The sequence below is a fragment of the Pseudomonas sp. B34(2017) genome, assembly GCF_002112915.1.
GTDB lineage: Bacteria > Pseudomonadota > Gammaproteobacteria > Pseudomonadales > Pseudomonadaceae > Aquipseudomonas > Aquipseudomonas pharyngis.
This window is the reverse complement of the sequence record NZ_NEJA01000006.1, coordinates 163,198-186,679: the sequence shown is the minus strand read 5'-3', so window position 1 is coordinate 186,679 and position 23,482 is coordinate 163,198. Positions and strand designations below refer to the sequence as shown.

The window sequence follows — 23,482 nt, the reverse complement described above, 5'->3', positions numbered from 1 at the left end:
AATCAGTCGTCAGCAGCCAGCCAGCGTGGAGGATCAGGATGAAGGCGGTAGAAGCGACGCAGTTGTGCCATGTCCTTCTCGAACCAGTCACCCAGCCATTGTTTGTATTGCCGCTGAGCCGACGTTTGGACAGAGGGTTGCCCGAGGCAGTCATACACCGCCTGCGCGGCTTGCATGCCGGTCATCAAGGCCTTGAGCACGCCATGGGAAGACGCCGGGTCAAGCTGACTGGCCGCGTCGCCGACCATGAAGTAGCCGCCACCGGCTGCTGCGGTGCTGATGCGCCACGTCACATCGGCGCCGTGGATGGCGCCTTGCGTGGGCAAGTGTTGCAGCGGTTCCGGCACGGTTGGGTGGCCAAGGTTTGGCGCTTCGAATGCCAGATGCGTCCAGTGCGTCAATTGCGCCTGTACCCTGGCGATCCACGTCCATCCAGCAGGGCCCGCCGACAAGTGCGGTGCGTGTTGGTAAGCGAGTGGACAACCCCGGACGTAACCGTAGCGGGCAATCAGGCGTGGCGAACAGCGGCGGATGGTCAATCCCAGCTGTCGATGCAGCCAGGCTGACGCGCCGCTGGCATCGATCACATAGTCGGCGTGCAACGGGCCTGAATCGGTTCTGACACCGGTCACACGATTTTTCTCGCTGAGGACGGCGAGCGCGCGAGACGGCTGGTACACCATCACCCCCAGCGCTGCGGCGTGCTGCAATAGCGCTGTGTCCAGCGTTGCCCGGGGAATCTGAAAGCCCCGCCATGGACCCTTGTCGTCACTACCGAAACCGTTGAAACGCAACGGCTCGTTCCATTGCACCCAATACCCGTTGAAACGCAACGCATCCTGCGCACACAGTTGCCCGGCGACGCCCAGTTGCTGCAAAACAGGTTCAATGCCTGGATGCAGGCTCTCACCGGGACGAAATCGCGGGAAGTCATGACGCTCGATCAATGCCGCGCGCAAGCCGCGCTGTGCGCAACCGATCGCCGCCGCAGACCCTGCCGGACCGCCGCCGATCACCACGACATCAAAGGACTTCAAGGGCGAGCTGCCACGTGGTGTTTTCGTGTTTGACCAGTATCGTTTCGGCGCTGGCAAACAGTCGTACCAGTTGCTTGACCTGCACATCCCTCCATCTGAAGTCTTCGACAGGGATGCTTTCGGTGCCACGTTTGTATATCAGGAAGCGAAAGACCCAACCGCGTAACACGATGCCGACCTGCTGTTGCGCCGAATCAAGTTCCGGGTCGGGGCGCTGCACACGGATGAAGGACAGCAACGGCCACGTATTACGCAAGGTCATGTCGGTTCCCGCACCGAGTACGTTGTACACGCGGTACATCGAGAGCACCCGGTCTTGATATTCCTGCTGGGTTATTGCGCCGGTCTGTTGCAGGGAGAATCTGTTTTCAAGGGCGACTTGTGTGTAATCGCTGTATTCGTAGGCGCGATAGCGGACGAACATCCGACCCTGATTCTGGATCAGTTGCGGGGGTGGCTGGTTGTCCCAGGCGACGTTGCCGGTTCCGGTTTCCGCATCGGTCAACGGGATGATGGTGGGCAGGCTGGAGCGTGGTTCGTATATGCGAGCGGAATCGGGTGCCAGGCCTGGCCAGAAAGAGCCCAATGCTGCGCAGATTCTTGCATCCTCGGGAAAAGGGCTGGCCATCTGGTAACCGGCGAGACGGTTGATCCAGCTGCCGTCCGGGCTCTGCTCGCGAACCTGGCCCACCCCCCACCCGGGGGCGAAAAGCCCGGCTTCGCCGTCCGGCAATGTAGAAGGGCGATCAATACCGGGAAGGTGTGTGCCTGCCAACGGCGTTGAGCCAAGCTTGTGCGGCAAGCCGACTATCGCGGTGACTCCTCGATCCTCCGGGGAGAACGGTTGACCCTTGAGGGCCAGGTTGGGGCAATAGCGCACATTCGATAACGCCTGCAGTCGGGCATGCCAGATGTTCGGGTCGGTAAAGGCTGGCACCTGGCTGGCCCAGTGCATCAGGCGGCGCGGGTGGCAAAACGGAAAGAAATCCGGGGGGGCAATGATCGAATAGGCAGGTATCGACTGCAGATGCCCCAGCGACGTGCAGTGCGCACTGATACAACCGTCGGCCGTGCCGTCCCGATGGTGCAGGGCGCGATAGCCGCCTTGCCTCACCAGCTCGGCGACACCCTCGCGGTGGTTCAGATCTTCGATCGTGCCATCGTCGTGGAGCATTGACCGACCGTGGATCATGCCTCCCGAGTCCCTGGGCATCGTGAATGACAACAACTGGCCCCGGTAATGGGCCTGCTCGGCGAGCCTGGGTCTGGGCCGGGGCAACAGTAGACTCGACCCCGATCCGCGCTCCACCTCCAGCGTTGCCAGACCATCGGTGATGACAAATGGGTATTGGGAAATATCCGGTTCTTGCCAGCCGGTGTCGCTGTGACGCAGATGGATGTGGCGAATCTTTTCATTGATATGAAAAGCTTTGAATTTCACCTCCAGATCCAGTCCCGCAAGGCATTCCTTGCCATCGAACAGCTTGTGCATCGGCACCCAGAATTTCAGTGCGGGATCGACGTCTGGCTGAGCATCCATCGGGCCGAACTGTTCGTGATTTCCTTGGCGTTGCACGGCGATATAGGCGCTGTAATGCACCGGCATTATGCGAATGCCATAGGCGTCATTCTCAACGAAGGGCAAGAATGAGCGCAGATCGGGGGAGTACAGTTCGCTGCTATTGCCTACACGGGCAATGCCTGTACGCGAATAACACAGATCGGCGTGCTCACCATGCACCGTGTCGGCGGCGCAACGGTATTCGCTGGCAAACACTGCCACGGCCAGCGGTTCGCCCTGGACTTGTCGCTGTAAATCCTTGAGCGTGGGCGGCTGGACGCCGAAGACATAGTTCAGCACCGCCTCGATTTCGGCTGGGGTTGGATACGTTTGCAGGGGCTGACCGCCCGCGTCGCGCGTGACCCGTGGTGACGCCAATGCATGAAAGAGCAGGCTCTGAGCGGGCCGGGAAGGTTCGATCGCTCGATTGCCGGCCGGGCAAAAGTCCTCGAAACCGGGAACAGTCCGGTCGATACGCAGCGGTTTGAGCAGTTCGGCCTTGAGCGGTACCGCAAGAATGTCCAGACCATGGGCCAGCAACAGCGAGTGCCAGCCACCCGGCGCGAGCCGCTGGCATGCTTGATTGACAGTTTCGAGCAGAGACATGGTTCACCACGCGACGGCTGAGCGAGGTGTCATCCCACAATAATTCTGCCCGGCCGGCTACTGTCAGATCTGACAGTAGCGACCGCTGGCGCTCAGCTCAGTGGCAATTTCAGCTCCGCACACAATCCGCCACCTTCACGATTGCTCAGGGTCAGCGAACCGCCCAGTGCCATCGCCAGTTGCTGGGCAATCGCCAGCCCCAGCCCGGTGCCGCCGGTGCTGCGGTTGCGCGAGTTTTCCACGCGGTAGAAGGGCTCCATCACCTGGGCCAGCTCTTCTTCGGCGATGCCCGGGCCGCGATCCATGACCTTGATCGAGAGGCCGTTCCTGTCGCGTTGAATCAGCAGTTCGGCAGCGCCGGCGAACTTCAACGCGTTGTCGGTCAGGTTGACCAGCACCCGGCGCAAGGCGTGGGGGCGGGTGTCGATGACCGCCTCACTCTTGCCGCTCAACTGCACTTGCTTGCCCATGTCCTGATAGTCGAACACCAGGCTGTCGAGGAACGAATCCAGGTTGGTGCGCCGGCTTTCCTCGGTCGAGCCGTGGATGCTGCGGGCATAGGCCACGCCTTCGCGCACCAGATGTTCCATCTCGCCGAGGTCGTTCCACAGTTTGTCTTTCTCGGCCGAATCGTCCATGAACTCCGCCCGCAGTTTCATGCGGGTGATCGGGGTTTGCAGGTCGTGGGAGATCGCCGCCAGCAGTTGCATGCGCTCTTTCAGGTACGCGGCGATGCGCGCCTGCATCGAGTTGAAGGCGCGGGCGGCGTAGGCCACTTCGTTCGGGCCTTTTTCGTCGAGGTTGATCGGGTGAGCGTTGGGGTCGAGGGTTTCCACGGCGTTGGCGAGGCGGGTGAGGGGGCGGATGGCGATGCGCACCGCCAGCCAGGTGCAGGCGAGCATCAGCGCCAGTTGCCCGAGCAACACCACCGGCAGCCACGGTGACAGCGGCACCATCGACGGGCGCACATCGATGGTCACCGGGCTGCCGTCGCTCAGGCGCAGGTGGCCCTGAAAGTGTTTTTTCGGGCCGGGAATATCGGTGAAGGTCAGCGGGTACGCTTCGCCGATCGCATCGGTGATCGAGGTGACGGCAATCGGCACGTCCTGCGGGTCCAGCGGTGTGCCCGGTTCGCCCTCGCTCAGCAGATAGCCGTAATTCTTGCGGGCCAGGCGCTTGAGCCACATCGGGCGTTCTTCGGCGGGCAGACGGTCGAGGATGGCAATCGAGGTCGAAACGTCGGTTTCGAGGTTGCCGAGCATGGTGTTTTTCGCGCTTTCGTAGCGCTCGTAATACTGTGCGCCGAACGACAGCGCCTGAGCGAGGATCAGGCCGATCAGGAAAATCAGCGACAAGCGGGAGGCGAGGGTGCGCGGCCAGCGCAGGGCGAGATTCATGCGGGGGCTCCGAGGACTTCGACCGGCAGCGAGAACACATAGCCTTCGCTGCGCACGGTCTTGATGTAGGCCGGTTCACGGGCGTCATCCAGCAGGCGCTGGCGCAGACGGCTGACCAGCAGATCGATGGAACGGTCGAACAGATCGGCGTCGCGGCCCTGGGTCAGATTCAGCAATTGATCGCGGCTCAACACCCGTTGCGGATGGTCGAGGAACACGCGCAATAGACGGTATTCCGCGCCACTCAGCGCGACCATGGTGCCGTCCTTGTCCAGCAGATGCCGGGCCGATGTGTCGAGCTGCCAGCGACCGAACGCCAGCAGCCGGCCACTTTCGGTGACCACCAGATTCGGCGGCAGCATTCGCGTGCGGCGCAGCACGGCGTTGATCCGCGCCAGCAGCTCGCGGGCGGCGAAGGGTTTGGTCAGGTAGTCATCGGCGCCCATTTCCAGGCCGAGGATGCGGTCGGTTTCATCATTGCGCGCGGTGAGCATCAGGATCGGCGTGGCCTTGTGTTTGCCCGAGCGCAATTCGCGGCACAGCAGCAGGCCATCGTCGCCGGGCATCATGATATCGAGCACGATCAGGTCGACGGTGTTGGCTTCCAGAAAACTGCGCATCTGCCGGCCATCGGCAACTACTGTGGTGCGCAGGCCGTTCTTCTTCAGGTAATTGCCGACCAGTTCGCGAATCTCGCGGTCGTCGTCGACGATCAGGATGTGATCGACATGTTCCATGGGGCCAAACCTCAATCAAAGGGGATTGCCGGGCAGTCTATCGAGCCTGCGCGAGGCCGCCTGCCTGCCTTTGTATTGCAGTGTATCCAGCGCTGTGACGGATACACACCGACGCAAAAAGCGGATTTTTACAGGGTTTTGTATCGCTGTGTATCCCGGGCGGGCGCGGATACGTAGCGATTTATACACGGCATTTGCCGACACATGCGCGATACCTCGCGAGCTTTAAATGAGCTCCATCGAGGCACACACAGAACGCCTCGGCCCAATCAACGATTCAACCATTGAAGCCCCGAGGAAAACGCCATGAACGCCAAGACCAAATCGATCGCTGCCGCTTGCCTGTTTGCCGCTCTGAACATCTGCACCCTGTCGGCCCGCGCCGAAGCCGATGTCACTCCGCAAACCTACTCCTACGGCAGCCACCTGGACATCCAGAAAGTGGTGTCGCTGAAACAGGACAACTCGATGACCTGCGGCATCGTCGACGCCCGCCTGACCTACCTCGACTCGGCCGGCAAGACCCAGGTGCTCGACTACCGCAAATTCGCCGACGGCTGCAACGAAGACAACTGATTACCTACCTCTATAAAAGGAACATCGCCATGAACAACGTATCGCGCTATCTGACCGCTGTTGCCTTCTCCCTCGCCGGCGTCGCGGCCCACGCCAACGCTGCCGTCGAACAGAACAGCTGTGGCAGCAGCACCTGCTTCCAACTGGCCCCGGTGGCCAAGCCGGGCAGCGACGGCCTGATCGCCGCCGACGGCGCCAGCCGCACACCACAAGGCCAAACACTGGCTGCCGACGGCTCCAGCCGCACGCCACAGGGCCAGACATTGGCTGCCGACGGCTCCAGCCGTACGCCACAGGGCCAGACATTGGCTGCCGACGGCTCCAGCCGTACGCCGCAAGGCCAGACGCTGGCCGGGAACGGTGCCAGCCGCACGCCGCAAAGCCAATGGCTGGACAGCCAGACGGTTTGAGGATTGAAGGGGGCTGCCCGTAACGGGCGCCCCCCGAACCACTCAACAGACCACCCCTCATTCAAAAGGTGAACCTCATGTTTCTCATCGCTTTCCTGGGCGGTCTGTTGACTGTCCTCAGCCCGTGCATCCTGCCGGTGGTGCCGTTTCTGTTCGCCGGAGCCGACCGCACCCGTTCTTCGATCCTGCTGACCCTCGGCGGCATGGCCCTGACCTTTGCCCTGATCTCCAGCCTGGCGGTGGTCAGCAGTGAGTGGGTGATTGAGGCCAGCAACACCGGTCGCCACATTGCGCTGGCGGTGATGGTGCTGTTTGCGCTGTCGCTGATTTCCGCGCGCATCGGTGACTGGCTGGCGCGGCCCTTCGTGCTGCTGGGCAATCGCCTCGACCCGGACAGCCGGAAAAAGACCGGCCCGATGGCGTCGATCATGATCGGCGTGGCCACCGGTCTGCTGTGGGCGCCGTGCGCCGGGCCGATCCTCGGCGTGATCCTCACCGGTGCCATGCTGCAAGGCGCCAATGCCCAGACCAGCCTGTTGCTGCTGGCCTACGGCGTAGGCAGTGCGCTGTCGCTGGGAACGCTGATCTTCGCCGGTCGCGGCCTGGTCAACCGACTGAAACCGTCGATTCCTTTCACTGGCTGGTTCCGCCGCGGTGCGGGTGTTGCGGTGCTGGCGACGGCGGCGGTGATCGCCACCGGTGCCGACAACCTGCTGCTGGCCAACACTTCGTCCCAAGGCGTGGCATCGGTCGAGAAAAGCGTGCTGGAGAACGTGCCGAAAGTCGTGGACTACTTCGTCAGCAAAGTCCGTGCAGACTCGACTGAAGACGAGGCGGGCAAAGGCGCGATGCCGTCGCTGTCCGGTGCGGTGCAATGGCTGAACTCGCCGGAACTGACGGCTGAGTCCCTGCGCGGCAAAGTGGTGCTGGTGGACTTCTGGACGTATGACTGCATCAACTGCCAGCACACCCTGCCGTACGTCAAAGAGTGGGAGAAGAAGTACGGCAAGGACGGTCTGGTGGTGATCGGCGTGCACACCCCGGAATACGGCTACGAGCGGATCATCGACAACGTCAAGGATCAGGTGAAGAAGCTTGGCATCACCTACCCGGTGGCCATCGACAACAACTACGCGATCTGGCGCAACTTCGATAACCAGTACTGGCCGGCGCATTACCTGGTCGACGCCAAGGGGCAGGTGCGTTACACCCACTTTGGCGAAGGCAGTTATCAGGCGCAGGAGCAGATGATTCAGCAACTGCTCAAAGAGGCCAAGGCGCCTGCTGCGTAAACCGCGAAACTCAATGGCTCACAGGTCGCGCACCATGAGCCATTGTTCGTTGCCCCAGGCATGAAAGCGTTCCAGCACCGTCCAGCCGCGTTTGGCGTAATAGTCCTGTTTGTTCTGGGTGTGCAGGTAGAAACGCGGCAGACCCCGTTTTTTCGCCTCGTCAGCAATTCCCTCGATCAACCTCTCTGCCAGGCCCTGGCCGCGTGATTCGGGGCTGACCAGCACACAGGCCAGCCACGGCCCCAGATCCGGTCGAAGGGCCAGATCCGCCCGGGCCAGTGCCGCACCGCCCAGCAGTCGATCCCCGTCCAGCGCAATCAGGCAACGCCAGTCGCCATTGGTCTGGCCCTCGGCAAATTCGCGCTGCCATTCGGCCAAAGGTTGCTCGGCATATTCGTAGTGAAACTGGCGGTGGATCCACGCCGCGTAAGTGTCGCTGTGCTGCAGGTGATCGGCGAGCCATTCGAAGCGCAAGGACATGATCGAATTCCGTTCCGGTGAGGGCCTGCATGAGAGCCGATCAGCCGGCGCGTTGGCAACCCCCGACAGTGTTTCGGGGCCTTTACAAAATCCCGCCATTCATCGGCCAATGCCCGGTTTTACGGGCTCTCCGGACGATTGGCAGGGACGCCGGACAGCGCCCGCGCGATAGTGGGCGAGCAGGGCCGCCAACGGCTCTGACATCCATAAAAAGAATGCGAGGTTGCCATGCCGAAGTTCGTGATTGAACGCGAGATTCCAGGAGCCGGAAAGCTATCGGAGCAAGAACTCAAGGCCGTATCGCAAACGTCCTGCAACGTGCTGCGTGAACTCGGGCCAGAGGTGCAGTGGCTGCAGAGTTATGTGACTGCCGACAAGATCTATTGCGTGTACATCGCACCCAACGAGGAACTGGTACGCGAACACGCCAGGCGTGGGGGATTTCCGGCCAACAGCGTGGCCCGGGTGACGAGCATCATCGACCCGACCACCGCCGATTGACCCCTCTGCCGTGGAGCACCGATTCATGAGTACCCCCATTGATCTCACCGCCCTGAAGGAACGCCAGAAAGTCGCCTGGGCCAGTGGCGACTACGCCGTGATCGGCACCACGCTGCAAATCGTCGGCGAAACCCTCGCCGAAGCCTGCGACCTGCGCTGCGATGAAGAAGTGCTGGATGTCGCCGCCGGCAACGGCAATGCCACGCTCGCGGCGGCACGCCGTGGTTGTCTGGTGACGTCCACCGACTATGTCGCGGCGTTGCTGGAACGCGGCCAGGATCGGGCGCGCGCCGAGCATCTGGAGGTGACCTTTCAGGTCGCCGATGCCGAAGCGCTGCCGTTTGCCGATTCCAGTTTTGACGCAGTGCTGTCGACGTTCGGTGTGATGTTCGCCCCGGATCAGGCGAAAGCGGCCAAGGAGCTGGGTCGGGTCTGTCGCCGTGGCGGACGGATCGGCCTGGCCAACTGGACGCCGGAAGGCTTCGTCGGCCAGATGTTCAAGACCCTCGGTCGCTACCTGCCACCGCCACCCGTTGCGCAACCGCCCTCGAACTGGGGCGCGGAAGCCTGGCTGCATTCGCATTTCGACGATCGCCAGTTTCAGTTGCAGGTGACTCGGCGCCACTTCAACTTCCGCTATCGCTCGGCGGCGCATTTCATTGATGTGTTTCGCCACTGGTACGGCCCGGTACACAAGGCGTTCGCGGCGTTGCCGCCGGAGAGCGGGCAGGCGCTGGAAACAGACCTGACGCTACTGATCGACGGGCTGAACCGGGCGGGGGCGGAATCGATGGTGGTGCCGAGTGAGTATCTGGAGGTAGTCATCACCAAACGCTGAGCGTCATGCAAAACAACTGTGGGAGCGAGCAGGCTCGCTCCCACAGGGATCGCGACAGGGCTTCTATTTCAGATGCGCGCTGTCAAACCACTCCAGCGCCGTGCGCCAGATGCAGATGCCGAGAAAGTACGCCGACGCCAGCAGCCACAGGCCCATCACCAGCGGGTTGATCACCGGGTGGTTCAGCACCAGTGACAAGCTGCACAACAGCCAGATCGCCGTCACCGCAATGTTGATCGGCATGAACCGGCGTACCCGGAACGGATGCAGGAATTTCATGCGGGTCACGGTCAGCAGCGCCAGGCCAATCACCGTCAGGAAGGTGAGCCACGGCCCCGGATCGATGATGTACAGACACAACGCAACCACGTTCCAGGCGGCGGGGAAGCCGACGAAGTAGTTGTCCTTGCTCTTCATGTTGACGTTGCAGAAGCAGAACAACGACGACACCAGAATCAGCGACACGGTCAGCAGCAGGGTGTAGTCAGGCAGGGGAATGTAGCGATAGATGAACAGCGCCGGGATGAACACGTAGGTCAGGTAATCGATCACCAGATCGAGGATCGATCCGTCGAAACTCGGCAACACCGACTGCACGTTGACCTTGCGCGCCAGCGCCCCGTCGAGGCCGTCGACGATCAGCGCCACGCCCAGCCACATCAGGCAGTGGATTGGCTGGTTTTCCAGCAGGGCAAGGGTGGCCAGGAAGGCGGTGACCACGCCGGTCGCGGTGAAACCATGGGCGCCCCAGGCCTTGAGCCTGGCGATGTGGACGGTCGATATCACGAAGGCGTTCTCCAGAAAATGCAGCAAGCCGCGTAAACCCTCGGGCAGCAAGGGCGGCGACCAACCGGGTCGGGGTTGCAGCTATCGACCGGTCGGGCCGGGTCAAGGTTCACCCATTCGTGAAGATTAGCTGGCCGGGGAAAAATTTCTCTGGAGAATCACTCGCCCCAGGGCCACGTCAGCCAAACGGTGCTGGCGCAACGCATCAGGAGGGCTATCGTTGCCTGACGCAGTCATACCCCTTTGCCTGAGGACGACGTCATGAACACCAGCGATCTGCTCGAACAACTGCTGCGAGGCCAGGCCTCGGCGGGACAACCAGGTGGCGCGTCGGCCGGCGGGGGAGCGGGTGGGCTTGGCGGGTTGCTCGGCGGTCTGCTGGGCGGCGGCAGTGGCGGCGGTTCTGCTGCCGGAGGGCTGGGTGGCCTGGGCGGGTTGCTTGGCGGATTGCTCGGCGGTGGCGGGGCGCTGGGTGGCGGCACGCAGCGTCGGTCCGGCGGCACCAATTACGCGGCGCTGGCTTCGCTGGGCATGATGGCTTTCCAGGCGTATCAAGCCTGGCAACGCAGCCAGGCGTCCGCCGCGCCGCAGCAGACGCCGCAAACTGCGGACCTGTTGTCCGGCCCGCAAGTCGAAGAACACAGTCACGCCGTTCTGCGTGCATTGATCGCGGCGGCCAAGGCTGACGGGCGGATCGACGAGTCGGAAAAACACCTCATCAGCAGCGAAATCGGCAAGCACACCGATGACCTGAACCTGCAGCAATGGCTCGACGACGAGGTCGCCAAACCGCTGGATCCCACCGAAGTGGCGCAGGCGGCGCAGAACGATCCGGCCATGGCCGCCGAGATGTACCTGGCCAGCGTGATGCTGGTGGACGATCAGCAGGACGCCGAGCGCAATTATCTGGATGAACTGGCAGCGGCGTTGCAGATCGACCCCGAGTTGCAGGTTCACTTGGAACAGCAGGCCAAGGGCACGGCCTGATCTCTCCTCTCAAAGCCTTCGACCGTTCCGTTCAAGCAAGGAGCGAGCCGAAGGCTCCGTCCGTCAGGGCAATTTTCAAGCCGATTGAATTTTTGACGCGCCAAGCCTCTCTGCTTTATTAGAGGCGAGTGACTGAGCGTCCTGCCAATCGATCGAGAATATTGCCATGACTGTCCTGACTCACCTGCAAGCTGCCCCCGCCCCATCGCGTCCGCTCGATTCTCCGGGTGGGTTGCGGCGTATCCATGCAGCACTTTTAGCCGACGAACATCCGCAGCCGCTGGCGTGCGCCTTTCTGGAAGATCAACTGCTGCAGGCCGCGCAGTTGAAGGATGAGCTGCCATCGGACCCCGCGCAGTGGCATGCCTGGGTGGCCGAGCACTGTGCCGATGTCGCCCGGCAATACGCCGACTACCTGCAACAACGCAAGGCTGGAGGCGCGCGGCAGTTCTTCAGTTGCAAGGCTCATGCGCTGTATTTCCTGCAAGCGGTGGCGCCGACCAAACTGGTCGATGGCGCCTGGCTCTACGGCTTGCTCGGACAGTGGCGCGATCCGCGCTTCAGCAGCCTGATCAGCACTTATCTGGAAGAACTGGGCGAGGGCAATCCGGCGCAGAACCACGTCGTGATCTACCGCCAGCTGCTCGCCGAACAGGGCCTCGAGCCGAGCAGTCCACTGCCCGACGAACGCTATCTGCAAGGCGCGCTGCAATTGGCCCTGGGTGCCGGCGGCATGGATTTTTTGCCGGAGGTGATCGGTTACAACCTTGGCTACGAGCAACTGCCCCTGCACCTGTTGATCAGCAGTTACGAACTCAGTGAACTGGGGATCGATCCTTACTACTTCACTCTGCACGTGACCATCGACAATGCCAGCACCGGTCATGCGCAAAAAGCCGTTCAGGCCGTTCTGGATCTGCTGCCTCTGGAGGCCGATCGCCGCGATTTCCTGCGTCGGGTATCGCTGGGCTATCGGCTCAATGACCTGGGACAGGGCAGTCGCGCAATCATCGAGGGGTTCGATCTGGAGCGCGAACTGTTGGCGATGCTTGAACGCAAGTGTCCGTTCGCTCAACACATGCACTCCGACTATTGCCGCTTCGAAGGCAAGACCGTCAATCAGTGGCTGGCCGATCCGCAGCAGCTGTCCGGGTTCCTGCAGGCCATGCAGGACAAGGGCTGGATCAAGCGCCACGAAGATCCACAGGGCAGCCGCTTCTGGCAATTGATCGATGGCGACGGTGCGGCGATGTTCGGCGTGTTCAGCGCCTATGAAAAACAACTGGTGCACGACTGGATTGCCGGTGACTGGATTTCTGCGGACAAAACCGTCGCGTTCCGCCGCCGCCCCTCAGTCCCCGCGCCGATCGAGGTGCCCGAGCAGGACCCCGATGTGCAACGCCTGAATGCGGCACTGCAAGGGCAGGACGCACACACCAGGTTCGCAACGTTGATCCCCTGGCTCGCGCCGGCCCGGCACGCGCATCCGGCCGGGCTGCTTGCCACTCGCCAATTCATCCAACTCAAATCCGGCCTGCGTTAAGGAAATATTCAATGAATCAGGAAGAACAACTGTCTGCCAACGATCTGGTGCTGCTGCAACTGGGGCGGCGCCTGCAGGCCGACGGCTATCGTTTCATCACCCCGACGCCGCTGACCCATCAACGGGTCAACCAGCGCGACGAAGGGCAGGCCGCCGATTGCCTGCGGGATGTGTTCGGATGGTCGCGCCCGTTCGAACCGGGCCTGCTGTCTGCCGATGAACAGCGACAATTGCAGGACGCCCAGGTGATTGATGCGTTCGACGGACGCTTGAAGAGCCGGGTGCGCTGGTCGAGCCTGGATGACTTGCTGTTCGTGCATTCCGGGTTTCCCACCGATGCCGCCGATTCGGTGTTCTTCGGCCCGGATACCTATCGCTTTGCCCAACTGATTCACAGCCATTTGCAGCAGAACTTTGCGCCTATCCACCGGGCGGTGGACATCGGTTGTGGCGCCGGAGTCGGCGCGATCCTGATTGGCCGTGCCCGGCGCGAAGCGCAAGTGCTGGCGGTGGATATCAACCCTGCTGCGCTGCGCCTGACCACGATCAACGCGGCGCTGGCCGAAGTGGCCAACGTCGAGGTGCGCGCCAGTGATGTACTGCAAGGCGTCGATGGTGAATTCGACCTGATCGTCGCCAACCCGCCGTACATGGCCGATCCGGCCGGACGAGCTTACCGCCATGGCGGTGGGACGCTGGGGGCGGGGCTGTCGTTGCGCATCGTCGAACAGGCGCTCAATCACCTGACGCCCGGTGGTTCGCTGCTGCTGTACACCGGCGTGGCGATGGTCGATGGCCGCGATCCTTTCCTCGACACGGTATTGCCACGGCTGGATGAAAAACGCTTCGGCTGGACCTACCGCGAACTCGATCCCGATGTGTTCGGCGAAGAGTTGCTCAATCCCGGCTATCAGCGCGTCGACCGGATTGCCGTGGTCGCGCTGACGGTGACTCGAACAGGTTGAAACAAGGCAGGTGCAGGATGAGCAGGAATCTCGACGACTACAACCGGATGCGCGACTTCTCGGCAACCTCGGAACCGGCAGCCGACCACCGGCGGGGCAAGAAGCCCGGCGGTGAGCAGGCTTTGCAATTCTGCATCCAGAAGCATGACGCCTCGCACCTGCATTATGACTTTCGCCTGGAACTCGACGGCGCGCTCAAGAGCTGGGCGGTGCCCAAGGGCCCGTCGCTGGATCCCAAGGTCAAGCGGCTGGCGGTGCACGTCGAGGATCACCCGCTGGATTACGCGACGTTCGAGGGCAGCATTCCCGAAGGGCATTACGGTGCCGGCGATGTGATCGTCTGGGATCGCGGCGTGTGGATTCCGCTGGAAGACCCGGAGAAAGCCTACGCCAAGGGCAAGCTCAAATTCGAACTGCGCGGCGAGAAGCTCGCCGGGATATGGAACCTGGTGCGCACCCACATGCCGGGCAAGAAAGAGCAGTGGTTTCTGATCAAGCATCAGGACAGCGCCGCACGCCCGCAAAGCGATTACGACGTGCTGGTCGCCGAGCCCGACAGCGTGCTCAGCGAGCGCACGATCGTCGACAAACCCCGGCTGAGTGCGAAGCAGGTCAAGCCACTGAAAGGCCCGGCGAAAGCACCGCGCAAGCCAGCTTCCGGCAAACTCACTGGCGCCCACAAGGCGAGTATCCCGGCGCAGTTGAAACCTCAACTGGCGACTCTGGTGGAGAGCGCGCCGGAAGGGGATTGGCAATACGAAATCAAGTTCGACGGCTATCGGATCATGGCGCGCGTCGATCAGGATGAGGTGCAGTTGTTCACTCGCAATGGCCATGACTGGACGCACAAATTGCCGAAACAGGCGCAAGCCCTGGCGGCGCTGGGCCTGGAGTCTGCGTGGCTGGATGGTGAGATGGTGGTCGCCGACGCGGACGGCGTACCTGATTTTCAGGCCCTGCAAAACGCGTTCGATTCGGGACGCAGCGAAAACATCGTCTATTACCTGTTCGATCTGCCGTATCTGAACGGCGTCGACCTGCGCGAGGTGCCCGTGGAGGAACGGCGTGCTGCGCTGGCCACGGTGCTGAAAACCCATCAAGACCCGCTGCTGCGTTTCTCCGAAGCGTTCGACGAAACCCCGCAGGCCTTGCTTAACAGCGCCTGCCAGATGCGCATGGAAGGCCTGATCGGTAAACGCCTCGGCTCGTCTTACGTGTCGCGCCGCAGTAGCGACTGGATCAAGCTCAAGTGCAAGCATCGCCAGGAATTCGTGATCGTCGGCTACACCGATCCGAAAGGCGCGCGCAGTTCGTTCGGCGCGTTGCTGCTGGGTCTGCATGATCGTGACAGCGGCGAGTTGCGGTACGCCGGCAAGGTCGGCACGGGATTTAATGAAACCACCCTCAAGAGCATCCTCGCGCAGCTCAAACCCTTGCGGGTGAAGAAGCCGGCGGTGGCCAACCCGCCCACGGGGTTCGAGGCCAAGGGTGTGCACTGGCTCAAGCCGAGTCTGCTGGCGGAAGTCGCGTTTGCCGAAATGACCCAGGACGGCTCGGTGCGTCACGCCGTTTTTCATGGCTTGCGCGAGGACAAACCGGCCAAGGACATCACCGAGGAGCGCGCCAAACCCATGAAGACTTCAAAGACTGAATCTACCGCGCCGTCGCAATCCGGCCTGGCCGACGGCAAGGTGCGGATCACCCATCCCGACCGAGTGATCGACGCCAGCAGTGGCACCACCAAAATGCAGCTGGCCGAGTATTACGCCAGCGTCGCCGAATGGATTCTGCCGCAGCTCAAGGATCGCCCGGTGGCGCTGGTGCGCGCGCCGGACGGTATCGCCGGTGAGCTGTTCTTCCAGAAGAACGCCGAAAACCTGGCGATCCCCGGCATCCGCACGCTGGACAAGGAACTGACCGGCCAGCCGGTGATGCTGATCAACAACGCCGAAGCCTTGATCGGCGCTGTGCAGATGAGCACGGTCGAACTGCACACCTGGAACGCTACCACCACCGATCTGGACAAGCCCGACCGTTTTGTCCTCGACCTCGACCCGGACCCGGCGCTGCCGTGGAAAAGCATGGTCGAAGCCACAGCGCTGACCCTGACCGTGCTGGACGAGCTGGGCCTCAAGGCGTTCCTCAAGACCAGCGGCGGCAAGGGCATTCATCTGGTGGTGCCGCTGACCCGCAAGCATGGCTGGGACGAGGTCAAGGATTTCAGCCACGCCATCGTCACGCACATGGCGAAATTGTTGCCGGAGCGTTTTTCTGCGGTGTCCGGGCCGAAAAATCGCGTAGGGCGGATCTTCATCGATTACCTGCGCAACGGCCTGGGCGCCACCACCATTTGCGCCTACGCGGCGCGTACCCGTGAAGGGTTGCCGGTGTCGGTGCCGCTGTTTCGGGAGGAGGTCGGCGAGATAAAAGGTGCCGATCAATGGAACGTGCGCAATGTTCACGAACGGCTGGCGGAAGTGGGCGATGAACCTTGGGCGGATCTGAAGAAAACCCGGCAGAGCATCACAGCGGAGATGCGCAAGCGGGTGGGCATGAAGAAATGATCAGGTGTCGCGCAGCAAGTCGTGGGCGTTGAGCAGATCGAAGGCGACTTGCGGATTGTTTTCCAGGCCACGGCGAATAGCGGCGGGGATGGTTTTTCGGGTTTTTCGACAGAGCCCCGGAAGCTCTTCGACCTCGATTTCAATGCCGCCTCGCACAGTCCGTACTTCACCGAACCTCGGTGCGATCAGCACACGAATGCCTAGCTGATCGAACATCTTGCCTTGCAGCCGCTGGAGGTCGACGAGGTCTTTGAGGTTTTCCAGACGCTCGAGCAGACGCTTTTCTTCCTCGCGGGTCAGCAACAGGATGCGCACATCCGCGCCGGGCGTATCCAGCAGCGGATCACGCCCGCAGATGCACAGACCCGGCGGGCAAGGGGAGCGGAGTGAGGCGGAAATCGTCATGGCCTCCATCATAGAGGCCGTTCGACGGTTTTGCCCATGGTCGTTCGCCAGCCGTCCATCGGCAGGGCGTAACGGTGGCAAGTCCGTCAGCCACCATCATCATCGAACGTGCCGTGGTTACTGCGACAGACCTTCGTAGTGAACCAGGATGGCGTTGGCCAGCTCTTCATCGCTGGCGTTCAGCCCAGGATTGTCCTGACGCACCTGCTGCAGTACCGATTCCAGGTACACGCCACGGATCGTTCCGCCGCTGGCGACGAATGCCGACAAGTCGTCACGGGCCGGAATCACCATTTTGTGATCCTTGAACGTGGAATACAGCGAGGCGGAAACGCCGGCCGAAGTCGCGACATCCCCCGCATCCACGCGGGCGAAAGCCGAACCGAAAGGCAGGCACAGCATAAGAGACGAAACCAGTAGTAAACGACGCATGACGGTGTTCCTCCAGCAGCGTAAAGCGAAAAGGAAGTACCACATAATGTGAGAGGTGTCGGCGGGCACGGGAGTTCCGTAAGTCGGCTCAGGCCGTAGGGGGCTGAATGAGAACCGTCGCACAGTGCGGCATTTTTACTGAATGTAACGACACACGCTGAGACGCTCTAACGCAGCGGGTTCATGGAAATAGGCTTAACTGAAGCGTTGAAAGGCGCCGTGTGGCGCAGCCTGGGAGGAAATCACGGTGTCGATCAAACTGCGTTTGGTGTTGCTGATTGCGACCAGCCTGCTGACGGCGCTGATCGTGAGCCTAGTCAGTTATGTGGGCAATCAGCGGATGGCTTCGGCGGTCAGTGATAACGCGGTCAGCATGAGCGCGCTGCGCAACCACATGGAAGCCGACATGATGCACGACGCCCTGCGCGCGGACGTGTATTCGGCGATGCTGGTGGGGCTGGGCAAAAGCACCAGTTCGGCGGACGAGGTGCGAAGTTCGGTCGAAGAGCATGCGGCGCATTTTCGCGAGGTGCTGGGTGAAAACCTCAAACTGCCGGTCAATCCCACGATCAAGTCCGCGCTCGAGCAGATCAAGCCTAGCCTCGACACCTACATCAGCGCCGGCGAGCAGATCGTCGGTCTTGCACTGGAAGATCCGGACAGCGCCCAGCAGCAACTGGGGACCTTCAATACCGCGTTCAGCCAGCTCGAAGAACAGATGGCCGCTCTCAGCGAGCTGATCGAAACCAATACCCGGCAAACCAGCGAAGGCACCGAGGCGGCGATCCACAATGCCAATATCGCTCTCGGCATTGTCCTGGTCGCCAGTCTGTTGCTGCTGTTGGCCCAGGGCCGCTGGGTGATCCTGAGCATCATGGGGCCGCTGAAATCCGCCAGCCGCATCGCCGAAAGCATTGCTCACGGCAACCTCAGCGAGCCGATCGCCGAACCGTCCGGCAAGGACGAAGCCAGTGCGCTGATCCGCACGCTGGCCACGATGCAGCGCGACCTGCGGGACATGATCGACGTGGTGCGGCGCAACGCCCACGGCGTCAGCGGCATGAGCGAACAATTGAGCCACGGCTGCCATCAGGTGGCCGACAGCAGTCAGCAGCAAAGCACCGCCGCCGGCACCATGGCCGCCGCCGCGAGCCAGATGACCGCGAGCATCGAGGAAATCACCCGGCACGCCGAGCGTGCACTGGACATGGCCAGCCAGGCCGAGTCACTGGCGAAGAATGGCGGACAGGTGATCCATCAGGTCGTCAGCGACATGGACGACATCGCCCGTTCCGCCCAGCAATCGGCGCAAGTGATCCGCACCCTCGATCAGGAATCCGAAGGCATTTTCAACATCATCCAGGTGATCAAGAGCATCGCCGACCAGACCAACCTGCTGGCGCTCAACGCAGCTATCGAGGCGGCCCGGGCGGGTGAGCAGGGCAGGGGCTTTGCGGTGGTGGCCGATGAGGTGCGCAGTCTGGCTGCGCGCACCAGCGCCTCGACCCAGGAAATCGCCGCGATGGTCGCGCGCATCCAGAACAGCACCCGCGAGGCCGTCAGCAGCATGGAGGCCGGTGTCGCCCAGGTCGACAAAGGCATGGCGGTCACCGCCGACGTCGAACGCGCCATCCGCGAAATCCTCGAGGCCACTCTCAGCACCACGCAGCTGGTCAACGACATCACCCGCACCATCGGCGAACAGAGCCAGGCGAGCAACGAGATCGCCCATCAGGTGGAAATGATCGCGGGCATGTCGGAGGGCAACAGCAAGGTCATCGGCCAGACGGCCAATACCACGGACGAGCTGTCGAGTCTGGCGGGGCGGCTGGCGCAGTCGGTGGACCGGTTTCGGTTGTGAGGGGAATGTAAGTATCTGCTCAAGGTGAGATGAGCCAGCGGATCACTGATCCGCTTTTCGCCGTACATTAATGGTCGCCTCAACCTTCAATCTGAAGTTGTACTTCTTGAAGCGGTTCTTCGCATTGAGTTCTGGTTTAACGAAGGGGGACTTTTTGTTGCAGACGTAGGCAATTTTGGGGTGGTAGTTAGCCAGGAATTGCTCGCCGTGTGCATCAATCAAAAATTGAATTGTAGACTCCAATTGTTTGATCCCTTGTCCTTGCCAGCCCCCTCCATCTCGGTCTTTCAACTCTACAAGGTACAGCGCGTCATCAGTCCTCAGCATGCAGTCACATCGATCCCGACCTATTTCCTCAGCGTCTTTGATCACGCATTTGTCAATTGCGGTAAAGACGATCGTTCTTTGGAGCGGGTTCGATACCGTGGCTACCCATTCTTTCGAATTGTCCAAGTCGACATAAGCGAGAGGGTGCTCTTGATCGTCGCGTAGTCCAAATTCGGCATCAGTAAACGGGCCTGTCTGGCAGCGGATATCAAGAAAATTCACCCTTTAAGCTCCTCCTCGATATCGAGGAGTGCGTCAAATAAATCATTGCCTTCTTGCAAGGATCTGTTCAGAAAATTGTCATCGGAAGGAATGCCATCAACCATAGGCAGTTTCGTGATCGATCCTGTTCTTTCATCGGCTTGGTATATCGCCAACTCTTCAGCGTCTAGCAAGGCATGCAAAGGAATAACGGCGGAGAGTTTAGGGAGTAGATCCTTGTCGCGCTTTTTCTGGAGAATGCTGTCTTGCAGGTGCTTGCCTTGTACCGAAATGGTCAGGTAATTCACTACGTATGGGCTGTGGGTTGTCAGCACCAGGCGGTTGGCCCGGCCTTGGTTGAATTGCAGAAGACTCTGCAAAACGCTCCATTGTGACTGGGGATAAAGGTTCTGCTCAGGCTCTTCGACGATGTTGATGAACGCTGACTTGTTGAATCTGGAGGATAGCGTGGAGAGAGCAATGCGCCTTTGTTCTTCTGTCAGCGAATCAATGGCAAAGATCTCTTTAACCTCTTTCCTGAAGCGATCCAGCTCATCGGCGCTCATGGTTTCCTGCCGCTCTTCGCTACGCTCTTGAACCGCGTTGGACAGGTAGTGGCTTACCAGATGCAATGGCACGGCAGACTGAAAGCCACTGGAGGCGTCTGCCAACCTGAGTTTGTAGTCGGACTCACGAATATTGAGGATATCGTTGAGCTTGTCATATTCGAGTTCTGCCTGATTGATAGGCAATAACAAAGTGCCTTTCATACTGGCTTTTGCAGCATCGAATTCGGTCAGGAATTCCTTGAGAGAGTCAGAGGACAGTTTTAGCTCGCGAGGGTGTCTGACATAGGAGATGAAGTTGCGCTCGGCAGGCACGTACATGATCTGAGGTAGATGGTAGCTACTACCTTTTGATTCAGTGATATGCAGCTGTCCCCTAATGAAAAAAATCGAGTAGGCCTCGCCCTCGTATTCGATCTCTGTTGCATCGGAGAGGTAGTGTTCCAGCCTGTGATAGGTCAGATACGGTTTGATGAATTTGTTCTTTCGTTCAAACCATTTCTTATCGTAATCACCCCGCACCAACGACTTCTCTATCCAGGAGAATGTCGAGTAAAGCTTGGCCAGCGTGCTCTTCCCGGAGCCCTGATTACCGACGAAAACCGTCACGCGTTTGAACTCTATCCAGCCATTGTTCTTAACACCATCGCGGATAGGGCCGAAATGCTTGACGCGTAGTCGGGTCATTGATCACTCCATAGGACGAGCTTGTACGGTTTAGCGATGCAGCATATCAGGGCAGGGGACAAACGGCAGGAGCAAATTGGAGCCAAATGGCAGGTAGGGGAAGTGCTGCCAGGGAGAGAGCTCTGACGAGGTACTCGACAGAGCCTTCTGCTTCAGTCAGAACTTGTACGCCTGACGCCCCACCAGCAACCACTTGCCAGACTGCTTCTGCCAGATCTGGAAGTTCTCGATTTCCGTCGGCACGACTTCGGTGCCTTTGAGGGCCTGCGCCGAGAAGTGATGGCGTACCAGCGCGGTGTCCCCGGACAGGGTGATGGTCTGGTTCTGCATCTCCAGGGTCTTGAACGCGCTCTTGCCGGTTTCGATATCGGCGATGAAGGCTTTCTTGTCCTGGATCTTGCCGCTGGAGTGGCCGTAGGTGAGGTTGTCGGCGGTCAGGGCGTTCAGTTCGGCGATGTCCTTGTGCAGCATCGCCTGGGTCAGGTGATCGACGGCCTGGGCGACATCCTGTTCCGCCGGGGCGGCGGCGACGTAACCACTGAAGAGGCAGGCGAGAACGAGCAGCAATCTGGTTTTGTTCATGGCTATTCCTTGTTGTTGTAGGTGATGAGAGCGACCGAAATATTTGTCAGTCGTCGTACAACTTAGCAGGAATTCATCGGCGTTAGAAAGCGCTTGAGGAACCAATCGAAAACTATCCGGTCGCGAACAGACGCGCGGGTTTGCCATGACGTGATATTCTTCGCGCCACTTGTTTTGACCCAATTCAGTCTGGTGCGCTTTTCGGCGGGCCAGGCAGAACCCCTGTCGCTCAAGTAGCTGAAGCCAATAATGATAAGAAGTCAGTTCAGAAGGGACATATAACTGAGGTCGACACTGCCTGTCGGTCTTGTGTGCCCACCCGTCAAAATTGAAGTGTGCCGGAACCCGCGACGCTGGCCTGAGTGTCGCTAAAGAGGGGACCTCATACGTACAACAGCGGCGGGCGGAAGGCGTTTTATCATAGGTGCAACAGATGTTTAAAAAAGTGAACACAGCCTTGCTGGGGCTGGCTTTGGCGATGGGGATGTCTTCCGCCAATGCCGAAGAAGCGAAGAAAGTCGACGTCCTGCTGATCGGCGGCGGCATCATGAGCACCACCCTGGGTGTGTGGATCAATGAGCTGGAACCGACCTGGTCGATGGAAATGGTCGAGCGCCTCGATGGCGTCGCCCTGGAAAGCTCCAACGGCTGGAACAACGCCGGTACCGGTCACTCGGCGCTCGCCGAGTTGAACTACACCCCGGAAGACGACAAGGGCAATGTCACCATCCCGAAAGCCGTCGAGATCAACGAAGCGTTCCAGGTCTCCCGTCAGTTCTGGGCCTGGCAGGTTCGTCAAGGCGTCCTGAAGGACCCTCGTTCGTTCATCAACACCACTCCGCACATGAGCTTCGTGTGGGGCGATGACAACATCAAGTTCCTGAAAAAACGCTACGAAGCCCTGCAAGCGAGCCCGCTGTTCGCCGGCATGCAGTACTCCGAAGACCCGGCTGTGATCAAGAAGTGGGTTCCGCTGATGATGGAAGGGCGTGACCCGAACCAGAAAATCGCGGCCACCTGGAGCCCGCTGGGTACCGACATGAACTTCGGCGAAATCACCCGCCAGTTCGCCGGTTACCTGCAGACCAAGCCTAACTTCAACTTGAAGCTGTCCAGCGAAGTACAGGACATCACCAAGAATGCCGATGGCACCTGGCGCGTCAGCTACAAGAACCTGAAAGACGGCACCAAGACTGAAACCGACGCCAAGTTCGTGTTCATCGGCGCCGGCGGCGGTGCCCTGCACCTGCTGCAGAAGTCCGGTATCGAAGAAGCCAAGGAATACGCTGGCTTCCCGGTAGGCGGCTCGTTCCTGGTGACCGATAACCCGGCCATCGCCGAACAGCACCTGGCCAAGGCCTACGGTAAAGCTTCGGTGGGCGCGCCTCCGATGTCCGTTCCGCACCTGGACACCCGTGTCCTGGACGGCAAGCGCGTCATCCTGTTTGGCCCGTTCGCGACTTTCAGCACCAAGTTCCTGAAAGAAGGTTCGTACCTGGACCTGCTGACCACCACCACCACCCACAACATCTGGCCTATGACCAAGGTCGGCATCAAGGAATACCCGCTGGTCGAGTACCTGGCCGGTCAACTGATGCTGTCGGATGAAGACCGTCTGAACGCGCTGAAGGAATACTTCCCGAACGCCAAAGCCGAAGACTGGCGCCTGTGGCAAGCCGGCCAACGCGTGCAAATCATCAAGCGTGATGAAACCGCTGGCGGCGTGCTGAAACTGGGCACCGAAATCGTTGCTTCGAAAGACGGCTCCATCGCCGGTCTGCTGGGCGCATCGCCAGGCGCATCGACCGCTGCACCGATCATGCTGAGCGTGCTGCAGAAAGTCTTCAAAGACAAAGTCGCTACCCCTGAGTGGCAAGCCAAACTGCACCAGATCGTTCCAAGCTACGGCACCCAGCTGAACAACGATCCAGCCAAAGTGGCTGAAGAGTGGGCTTACACCGCCAAGATCCTGCAACTGCCAACCCCTCCGGTGATTGGCCAGGTTGCAGCTCCAGCGGCGGACGCCTCGGCTGAAAAAGCCCCGGCTCCGAAAGAAAGCGCTGCACGTGACATGGCTCTGTAATTCAGACGCCTGACACAAGAAGCCCACTGAACCGGCGACGGTCAGTGGGCTTTTTTGT

At 60.6% G+C, this 23,482-nt stretch carries 22 protein-coding genes and 1 pseudogene; 12 read left to right on the top strand and 11 right to left on the bottom strand.

What is annotated here, in order from left to right; all coding sequences use genetic code 11:
• Positions 1-2 precede the first annotated feature (2 nt).
• The 4 genes from CAF80_RS20145 to CAF80_RS20130 all read right to left on the bottom strand — a co-directional run bounded on the left by CAF80_RS20145 (position 3) and on the right by CAF80_RS20130 (position 5,338).
• On the bottom strand, positions 3-1,037 hold the full coding sequence (locus CAF80_RS20145; RefSeq protein ID WP_074687797.1) for an NAD(P)/FAD-dependent oxidoreductase: 1,035 nt from the start codon (positions 1,035-1,037) through the stop codon (positions 3-5).
• Positions 1,024-3,204, bottom strand: coding sequence for a hypothetical protein (locus CAF80_RS20140; RefSeq protein ID WP_074687798.1), 2,181 nt, complete (start codon positions 3,202-3,204; stop codon positions 1,024-1,026). The genes CAF80_RS20145 and CAF80_RS20140 overlap by 14 nt, the downstream gene beginning before the upstream one ends.
• Positions 3,205-3,296: 92 nt before the next feature.
• The gene (locus CAF80_RS20135; RefSeq protein ID WP_074687799.1) at positions 3,297-4,601 is read right to left on the bottom strand and encodes an ATP-binding protein; all 1,305 of its coding nucleotides are present in this window, start codon (positions 4,599-4,601) and stop codon (positions 3,297-3,299) included.
• Positions 4,598-5,338: a response regulator gene (locus CAF80_RS20130; protein WP_011333526.1), complete on the bottom strand. Its 741-nt coding sequence runs from the start codon at positions 5,336-5,338 to the stop codon at positions 4,598-4,600. The genes CAF80_RS20135 and CAF80_RS20130 overlap by 4 nt, the downstream gene beginning before the upstream one ends.
• 306 nt (positions 5,339-5,644) lie before the next feature.
• On the opposite strand from CAF80_RS20130, the gene CAF80_RS20125 reads away from it, so the two are divergent.
• The 3 genes from CAF80_RS20125 to CAF80_RS20115 all read left to right on the top strand — a co-directional run bounded on the left by CAF80_RS20125 (position 5,645) and on the right by CAF80_RS20115 (position 7,616).
• Entirely contained in the window at positions 5,645-5,914 is a 270-nt protein-coding gene (locus CAF80_RS20125) for a DUF2790 domain-containing protein (protein ID WP_039767844.1), read from the top strand.
• Between the two features lie 29 nt (positions 5,915-5,943).
• Positions 5,944-6,324 (top strand): hypothetical protein, encoded by a 381-nt coding sequence (locus CAF80_RS20120; protein WP_085667832.1) that lies wholly within the window; start codon positions 5,944-5,946, stop codon positions 6,322-6,324.
• 77 nt (positions 6,325-6,401) lie between these two features.
• On the top strand, positions 6,402-7,616 hold the full coding sequence (locus CAF80_RS20115; RefSeq protein ID WP_085667831.1) for a cytochrome c biogenesis protein DipZ: 1,215 nt from the start codon (positions 6,402-6,404) through the stop codon (positions 7,614-7,616).
• A gap of 18 nt (positions 7,617-7,634) precedes the next feature.
• Here CAF80_RS20115 and CAF80_RS20110 read toward each other — a convergent pair whose 3' ends face one another.
• Positions 7,635-8,096, bottom strand: coding sequence for a GNAT family N-acetyltransferase (locus CAF80_RS20110; protein WP_085667830.1), 462 nt, complete (start codon positions 8,094-8,096; stop codon positions 7,635-7,637).
• A 228-nt stretch (positions 8,097-8,324) separates the two neighbouring features.
• On the opposite strand from CAF80_RS20110, the gene CAF80_RS20105 reads away from it, so the two are divergent.
• Together CAF80_RS20105 and CAF80_RS20100 are read left to right on the top strand one after the other, a co-directional pair.
• Entirely contained in the window at positions 8,325-8,597 is a 273-nt protein-coding gene (locus tag CAF80_RS20105) for a DUF4242 domain-containing protein (protein ID WP_039767851.1), read from the top strand.
• Positions 8,598-8,622: 25 nt separating this feature from the next.
• Positions 8,623-9,435, top strand: coding sequence for a class I SAM-dependent methyltransferase (locus CAF80_RS20100; RefSeq protein WP_074687803.1), 813 nt, complete (start codon positions 8,623-8,625; stop codon positions 9,433-9,435).
• Between the two features lie 63 nt (positions 9,436-9,498).
• Here the strand turns inward: CAF80_RS20100 and pcsA are convergent, their stop codons facing one another.
• Positions 9,499-10,221, bottom strand: coding sequence for a phosphatidylcholine synthase (pcsA, locus tag CAF80_RS20095; protein ID WP_039767868.1), 723 nt, complete (start codon positions 10,219-10,221; stop codon positions 9,499-9,501).
• A gap of 261 nt (positions 10,222-10,482) precedes the next feature.
• Between pcsA and CAF80_RS20090 the strand changes: the two genes are divergently transcribed.
• The 4 genes from CAF80_RS20090 to ligD all read left to right on the top strand — a co-directional run bounded on the left by CAF80_RS20090 (position 10,483) and on the right by ligD (position 16,280).
• On the top strand, positions 10,483-11,208 hold the full coding sequence (locus CAF80_RS20090) for a tellurite resistance TerB family protein (RefSeq protein ID WP_085667829.1): 726 nt from the start codon (positions 10,483-10,485) through the stop codon (positions 11,206-11,208).
• 166 nt (positions 11,209-11,374) lie between these two features.
• Positions 11,375-12,751: an iron-containing redox enzyme family protein gene (locus CAF80_RS20085; protein WP_074687805.1), complete on the top strand. Its 1,377-nt coding sequence runs from the start codon at positions 11,375-11,377 to the stop codon at positions 12,749-12,751.
• Positions 12,752-12,762: 11 nt separating this feature from the next.
• A complete protein-coding gene (locus CAF80_RS20080; protein ID WP_039770963.1) occupies positions 12,763-13,716 on the top strand; it encodes a methyltransferase in 954 nt (317 codons plus the stop codon).
• Positions 13,717-13,733: 17 nt separating this feature from the next.
• Positions 13,734-16,280: a DNA ligase D gene (gene ligD / locus CAF80_RS20075; protein WP_074687806.1), complete on the top strand. Its 2,547-nt coding sequence runs from the start codon at positions 13,734-13,736 to the stop codon at positions 16,278-16,280.
• On the opposite strand, the gene CAF80_RS20070 is transcribed toward ligD, so the two are convergent.
• Positions 16,281-16,685, bottom strand: coding sequence for a hypothetical protein (locus CAF80_RS20070; RefSeq protein WP_170928291.1), 405 nt, complete (start codon positions 16,683-16,685; stop codon positions 16,281-16,283).
• 117 nt (positions 16,686-16,802) lie between these two features.
• The gene (locus CAF80_RS20065; RefSeq protein ID WP_039770957.1) at positions 16,803-17,117 is read right to left on the bottom strand and encodes a DUF2388 domain-containing protein; all 315 of its coding nucleotides are present in this window, start codon (positions 17,115-17,117) and stop codon (positions 16,803-16,805) included.
• Between the two features lie 247 nt (positions 17,118-17,364).
• Between CAF80_RS20065 and CAF80_RS29275 the strand changes: the two are divergent.
• Together CAF80_RS29275 and CAF80_RS29270 are read left to right on the top strand one after the other, a co-directional pair.
• Positions 17,365-18,123: pseudogene (locus tag CAF80_RS29275) on the top strand (MCP four helix bundle domain-containing protein); the annotation flags it as partial.
• Positions 18,115-18,978: a methyl-accepting chemotaxis protein gene (locus CAF80_RS29270; RefSeq protein ID WP_371855266.1), complete on the top strand. Its 864-nt coding sequence runs from the start codon at positions 18,115-18,117 to the stop codon at positions 18,976-18,978. The pseudogene CAF80_RS29275 and the gene CAF80_RS29270, both read left to right, overlap by 9 nt.
• 42 nt (positions 18,979-19,020) lie before the next feature.
• Here CAF80_RS29270 and CAF80_RS20055 read toward each other — a convergent pair whose 3' ends face one another.
• The 3 genes from CAF80_RS20055 to CAF80_RS20045 all read right to left on the bottom strand — a co-directional run bounded on the left by CAF80_RS20055 (position 19,021) and on the right by CAF80_RS20045 (position 21,341).
• The gene (locus CAF80_RS20055; RefSeq protein WP_052266594.1) at positions 19,021-19,527 is read right to left on the bottom strand and encodes a hypothetical protein; all 507 of its coding nucleotides are present in this window, start codon (positions 19,525-19,527) and stop codon (positions 19,021-19,023) included.
• A complete protein-coding gene (locus CAF80_RS20050; protein WP_074687809.1) occupies positions 19,524-20,759 on the bottom strand; it encodes an AAA family ATPase in 1,236 nt (411 codons plus the stop codon). Before CAF80_RS20050 ends, CAF80_RS20055 begins: the two co-directional genes overlap by 4 nt.
• Before the next feature lie 156 nt (positions 20,760-20,915).
• Positions 20,916-21,341, bottom strand: coding sequence for a nuclear transport factor 2 family protein (locus tag CAF80_RS20045; protein ID WP_039770952.1), 426 nt, complete (start codon positions 21,339-21,341; stop codon positions 20,916-20,918).
• 433 nt (positions 21,342-21,774) lie between these two features.
• Here CAF80_RS20045 and mqo point away from each other — a divergent pair, with 433 nt between their 5' ends.
• Positions 21,775-23,424 (top strand): malate dehydrogenase (quinone), encoded by a 1,650-nt coding sequence (mqo, locus tag CAF80_RS20040; RefSeq protein WP_074687810.1) that lies wholly within the window; start codon positions 21,775-21,777, stop codon positions 23,422-23,424.
• Positions 23,425-23,482 lie beyond the last annotated feature (58 nt).

Excerpts from the sequence above, each read along its gene's own strand:
- CAF80_RS20140 (WP_074687798.1), bottom strand. The coding sequence starts at position 3,204 with ATGTCTCTGCTCGAAACTGTCAATCAAGCATGCCAGCGGCTCGCGCCG.
- CAF80_RS20135 (WP_074687799.1), bottom strand. The coding sequence starts at position 4,601 with ATGAATCTCGCCCTGCGCTGGCCGCGCACCCTCGCCTCCCGCTTGTCG.
- CAF80_RS20130 (WP_011333526.1), bottom strand. The coding sequence starts at position 5,338 with ATGGAACATGTCGATCACATCCTGATCGTCGACGACGACCGCGAGATT.
- CAF80_RS20125 (WP_039767844.1), top strand. The coding sequence starts at position 5,645 with ATGAACGCCAAGACCAAATCGATCGCTGCCGCTTGCCTGTTTGCCGCT.
- CAF80_RS20120 (WP_085667832.1), top strand. The coding sequence starts at position 5,944 with ATGAACAACGTATCGCGCTATCTGACCGCTGTTGCCTTCTCCCTCGCC.
- CAF80_RS20115 (WP_085667831.1), top strand. The coding sequence starts at position 6,402 with ATGTTTCTCATCGCTTTCCTGGGCGGTCTGTTGACTGTCCTCAGCCCG.
- CAF80_RS20110 (WP_085667830.1), bottom strand. The coding sequence starts at position 8,096 with ATGTCCTTGCGCTTCGAATGGCTCGCCGATCACCTGCAGCACAGCGAC.
- CAF80_RS20105 (WP_039767851.1), top strand. The coding sequence starts at position 8,325 with ATGCCGAAGTTCGTGATTGAACGCGAGATTCCAGGAGCCGGAAAGCTA.
- CAF80_RS20100 (WP_074687803.1), top strand. The coding sequence starts at position 8,623 with ATGAGTACCCCCATTGATCTCACCGCCCTGAAGGAACGCCAGAAAGTC.
- CAF80_RS20090 (WP_085667829.1), top strand. The coding sequence starts at position 10,483 with ATGAACACCAGCGATCTGCTCGAACAACTGCTGCGAGGCCAGGCCTCG.
- CAF80_RS20085 (WP_074687805.1), top strand. The coding sequence starts at position 11,375 with ATGACTGTCCTGACTCACCTGCAAGCTGCCCCCGCCCCATCGCGTCCG.
- CAF80_RS20080 (WP_039770963.1), top strand. The coding sequence starts at position 12,763 with ATGAATCAGGAAGAACAACTGTCTGCCAACGATCTGGTGCTGCTGCAA.
- ligD (WP_074687806.1), top strand. The coding sequence starts at position 13,734 with ATGAGCAGGAATCTCGACGACTACAACCGGATGCGCGACTTCTCGGCA.
- CAF80_RS20070 (WP_170928291.1), bottom strand. The coding sequence starts at position 16,685 with ATGACGATTTCCGCCTCACTCCGCTCCCCTTGCCCGCCGGGTCTGTGC.
- CAF80_RS20065 (WP_039770957.1), bottom strand. The coding sequence starts at position 17,117 with ATGCGTCGTTTACTACTGGTTTCGTCTCTTATGCTGTGCCTGCCTTTC.
- CAF80_RS29270 (WP_371855266.1), top strand. The coding sequence starts at position 18,115 with ATGCAGCGCGACCTGCGGGACATGATCGACGTGGTGCGGCGCAACGCC.
- CAF80_RS20050 (WP_074687809.1), bottom strand. The coding sequence starts at position 20,759 with ATGACCCGACTACGCGTCAAGCATTTCGGCCCTATCCGCGATGGTGTT.
- CAF80_RS20045 (WP_039770952.1), bottom strand. The coding sequence starts at position 21,341 with ATGAACAAAACCAGATTGCTGCTCGTTCTCGCCTGCCTCTTCAGTGGT.
- mqo (WP_074687810.1), top strand. The coding sequence starts at position 21,775 with ATGTTTAAAAAAGTGAACACAGCCTTGCTGGGGCTGGCTTTGGCGATG.